This is a genomic window from Bacillus sp. LR_5, from assembly GCF_042709275.1.
On the sequence record NZ_JAVAXX010000469.1, the window covers coordinates 1 to 3182 of the forward strand.

4 protein-coding genes are annotated in these 3182 nt (G+C 46.5%); 3 read left to right on the forward strand and 1 reads right to left on the reverse strand.

The window, feature by feature from the left end:
* The first annotated feature begins 112 nt into the window (after positions 1-112).
* From slrA to RAC86_RS37190, 3 genes are all read left to right on the forward strand, one after another.
* Entirely contained in the window at positions 113-271 is a 159-nt protein-coding gene (gene slrA / locus RAC86_RS37180) for a transcriptional regulator SlrA (RefSeq protein ID WP_003243648.1), read from the forward strand.
* A gap of 401 nt (positions 272-672) precedes the next feature.
* Positions 673-981 carry a DUF485 domain-containing protein gene (locus RAC86_RS37185; protein WP_003227392.1) on the forward strand — a complete coding sequence of 103 codons (309 nt, stop codon included), beginning with the start codon at positions 673-675 and terminating at the stop codon, positions 979-981.
* Positions 978-2519 (forward strand): solute symporter family protein, encoded by a 1542-nt coding sequence (locus RAC86_RS37190; RefSeq protein ID WP_110109522.1) that lies wholly within the window; start codon positions 978-980, stop codon positions 2517-2519. Before RAC86_RS37185 ends, RAC86_RS37190 begins: the two co-directional genes overlap by 4 nt.
* A gap of 12 nt (positions 2520-2531) precedes the next feature.
* Here the strand turns inward: RAC86_RS37190 and RAC86_RS37195 are convergent, their stop codons facing one another.
* The gene (locus tag RAC86_RS37195) at positions 2532-3152 is read right to left on the reverse strand and encodes a DsbA family oxidoreductase (RefSeq protein WP_377886810.1); all 621 of its coding nucleotides are present in this window, start codon (positions 3150-3152) and stop codon (positions 2532-2534) included.
* Positions 3153-3182 lie beyond the last annotated feature (30 nt).

A 3182-nucleotide genomic window follows, 5' to 3' on the forward strand; every position in this document is an offset into this window, starting at 1 on the left:
GAACACCGAGCAACTATGTGTGAAATTTGTTGTACTCGCCTCATCATCGCGCTGGCTTGTCTTTTATTGCCCGCATGTTGCAGGAAAACATTTTATACAATTGGAGGTTACTATGAAAACTCATGTTAAAAAAGATTTGGACAAAGGTTGGCATATGTTAATTCAAGAAGCTAGATCCATTGGATTAGGCATTCATGATGTGAGGCAGTTTTTAGAATCTGAGACAGCATCGAGAAAGAAAAACCACAAAAAAACCGTCCGGCAAGACTAGTCCGAACAGGCGGATCTATTTACCTCTGGCTTTTCTATCACCTGATCTGAGTTTTCACCATATCCTCTATTCAAAAGCAAATCGCTGCGCTGAGCTTGAGGACAAACGGTGTGTCAGCTAACTACGACAGACAGCCGGTGATGCGAACATGATAACCGTGCTCTGGTAAACAGCAGCTTTGCTGAGAACAAGCTGCATTCGGTGAGGTTTTGAAAGCAAACTCGTTTATACACGGCCGAGCTTGAAAACCTTCGCCTGTCTTTAGACCACTGTGTTCACCTCTTCACGACTTCCTTCTTTTTTCATCCTCCAGATATTGTTCAAAGCATAAATCGGACTTTCAGTACATACCTATTGGTGTACCTTTTTGCTTACGTTTAGCGAATAAAAGGAGGAAAGCCATGTACAAAGCTGATTATAAACAGATTGCTGCAACGCCGTCTTTTCAAGCTTTTTTAAAGCAGAAACGCGCTTTTATTGTTCCTTCTGCGATTTTCTTTTTTGTTTTTTATTTTTCACTCCCTGTTTTGACATCTTATTTCACCTTTTTGAATGCACCGGCCATTGGAGCTGTTTCATGGGCTTGGCTGTTCGCCATCGCCCAATTCGCTATGACCTGGATACTGAGTACTGTGTATTCCCGGAGAGCCGCCCATTTCGATAAGTATGTAAGCGCTTTAAAAGAGGATCTGAAGGGTGAACAGACATGAATATGACTGCTTTTTTATTATTTTTGGCGATTGTTGGCCTGACGCTTATTATCACGTATTTTGCCGCGAAGAAGACGAAAACGACGAGTGAGTTTTATACGGCGGGCGGCGGGCTCACCGGCGTTCAGAATGGACTGGCAATTGCCGGTGACTACATGTCTGCCGCCTCGTTTCTCGGGATTGCAGGAATGATTGCGTTATATGGATTTGATGGCTTCTTTTACAGCATCGGTTTTCTGGTGGCTTATCTCGTTGTCTTGTACATCGTGGCGGAGCCGCTTCGGAATCTTGGAAAGTACACGATGGCAGACATGATTGCCGCTCGCTTTAAAGAAAAGAAAATCCGCGGTGTCGCGGCTCTTAATACCATTGCCATCTCTACTTTTTATATGATTGCCCAGCTCGTGGGGGCGGGCGCGCTGATCAAACTGCTTCTAGGGCTGGATTATACCGCGGCTGTCCTCATCGTCGGAGTGCTGATGACCATTTATGTCGTGTTTGGCGGCATGATCGCGACAAGCTGGGTTCAAATTATTAAAGCCGTTTTGCTGATGGCCGGCACACTCGTGATTTCGATTATCGTGTTTTCGAAATTCGGCTTTAGCCTTAATACCATGTTTGAACAGATGAAAACGGCTACTCCGCTGGGCGCTGATTTTTTGAATCCCGGAAATAAATACAAGGTGCCGCTTGAGACCTTGTCGTTAAACTTGGCACTCGTGCTGGGAACCGCCGGGCTTCCGCATATATTGATCCGGTTTTATACCGTTAAGGATGCCAAGACGGCCCGTACATCCGTTGTGTCAGCGACATGGATTATCGGTGTGTTTTATATTATGACGGTGTTTCTCGGCTTTGGTGCCGCGGCATTTGTCGGTTTTGACGCGATTACAGCGGCTGATCAAGCGGGAAATATGGCGGCTCCGCTTTTAGCAAAAGCGCTCGGAGGAGACTTTCTGTTCGCGTTTGTATCAGCCATCGCCTTTGCCACCATTTTGGCTGTCGTGACAGGGTTGGTGCTGTCTGCCGCCTCAGCATTTGCCCATGATATTTACAGCCAGATCATCAGAAAGGGAGAAGCAACTGAAAAAGAACAAATGAAAGCGGCCAGATGGGCTTCTGTCGCCGTGTCAGTGCTCTCGATTCTCCTTGCGATTTTTGCACAATCCTTAAATGTGGCGTTCCTTGTTGCACTCGCGTTTGCGGTAGCCGCCAGCGCAAACCTTCCGCTGATTGTGTTTACAGTCTTCTGGAAACGATTCAATGCCTCAGGCGCTTTATGGGGCAGCCTGACAGGCCTGATCAGCGCGCTTGTGCTGGTATCGATGAGCCCTAGTGTGTGGGACCCGGCCGGAGGTGCTATTTTTACCGGTGATCCGCTCATTCCGCTGTCTAATCCAGGAATTATTTCCATCCCGCTCGGCTTTCTCGGCGCGTGGCTCGGAACGGTGCTGTCGTCTGATAAAACAATTGATGAAGATACGTTTGCAGAAATTCAGGTGAAGGCGCATACTGGCGTCCATATGGAACAGGAATAAAAAAAGCTCTCTTTATAGAGAGCTTTTTCCTTGTCTTTTCTTCTGTTCGTCAGAAATCGCTTTTTCAAATACATCCTTGCCGGCAGCACCTGGAATTACAGTGTCGCCGATAATAAAGGTTGGAACGGCTGTGATGTCAGCCTCTTCATAAGCGTGCTTCAAGGCTTGGCGCTGCACGTCCTGATATGTTCTTGTTTCCAGTGCTGATTTGAATGCTGCACCGTCTAATCCCACTTCCTCGGCGAGCTTCGTCAAGATGTCAATATCGCCAATATTTTGGCCCTCCTGGAAAAACGCCTGAAAGACACGGGTGTTGTATTCATGTCCTTTATTGTATTCCTTCGCAAAATGGAAGCCTTCAAACGCGAGGTCTGTATACGGATGGGGCGAGACGTTTGGAAAATTGATCTCGACCCCTAATTTCTCCGCCATTGGCTGAATAGATGTCTGCCACATGTACTGTTTGGAAGGATCATTGACCGGATCAAGCTGAGGAGATGGACTTGGGCGCAGTTCAAACGGCATCCACTCGACTTCAACATCCTTTCCTTTTGTCGCTTCTTCAAAAGCGGCTTTTCCAACGAAACAAAATGGGCAGACGTAATCTGAATAAACTTTAATGTGTACTGTCATGATAATCTCCTTTCGTATAAATTGATTTTA

What these genes read in the sequence shown, in the direction of transcription:
- slrA (WP_003243648.1), top strand. Translation starts at nt 113, where the DNA reads ATGAAAACTCATGTTAAAAAAGATTTGGACAAAGGTTGGCATATGTTA.
- RAC86_RS37185 (WP_003227392.1), top strand. Translation starts at nt 673, where the DNA reads ATGTACAAAGCTGATTATAAACAGATTGCTGCAACGCCGTCTTTTCAA.
- RAC86_RS37190 (WP_110109522.1), top strand. Translation starts at nt 978, where the DNA reads ATGAATATGACTGCTTTTTTATTATTTTTGGCGATTGTTGGCCTGACG.
- RAC86_RS37195 (WP_377886810.1), bottom strand. Translation starts at nt 3,152, where the DNA reads ATGACAGTACACATTAAAGTTTATTCAGATTACGTCTGCCCATTTTGT.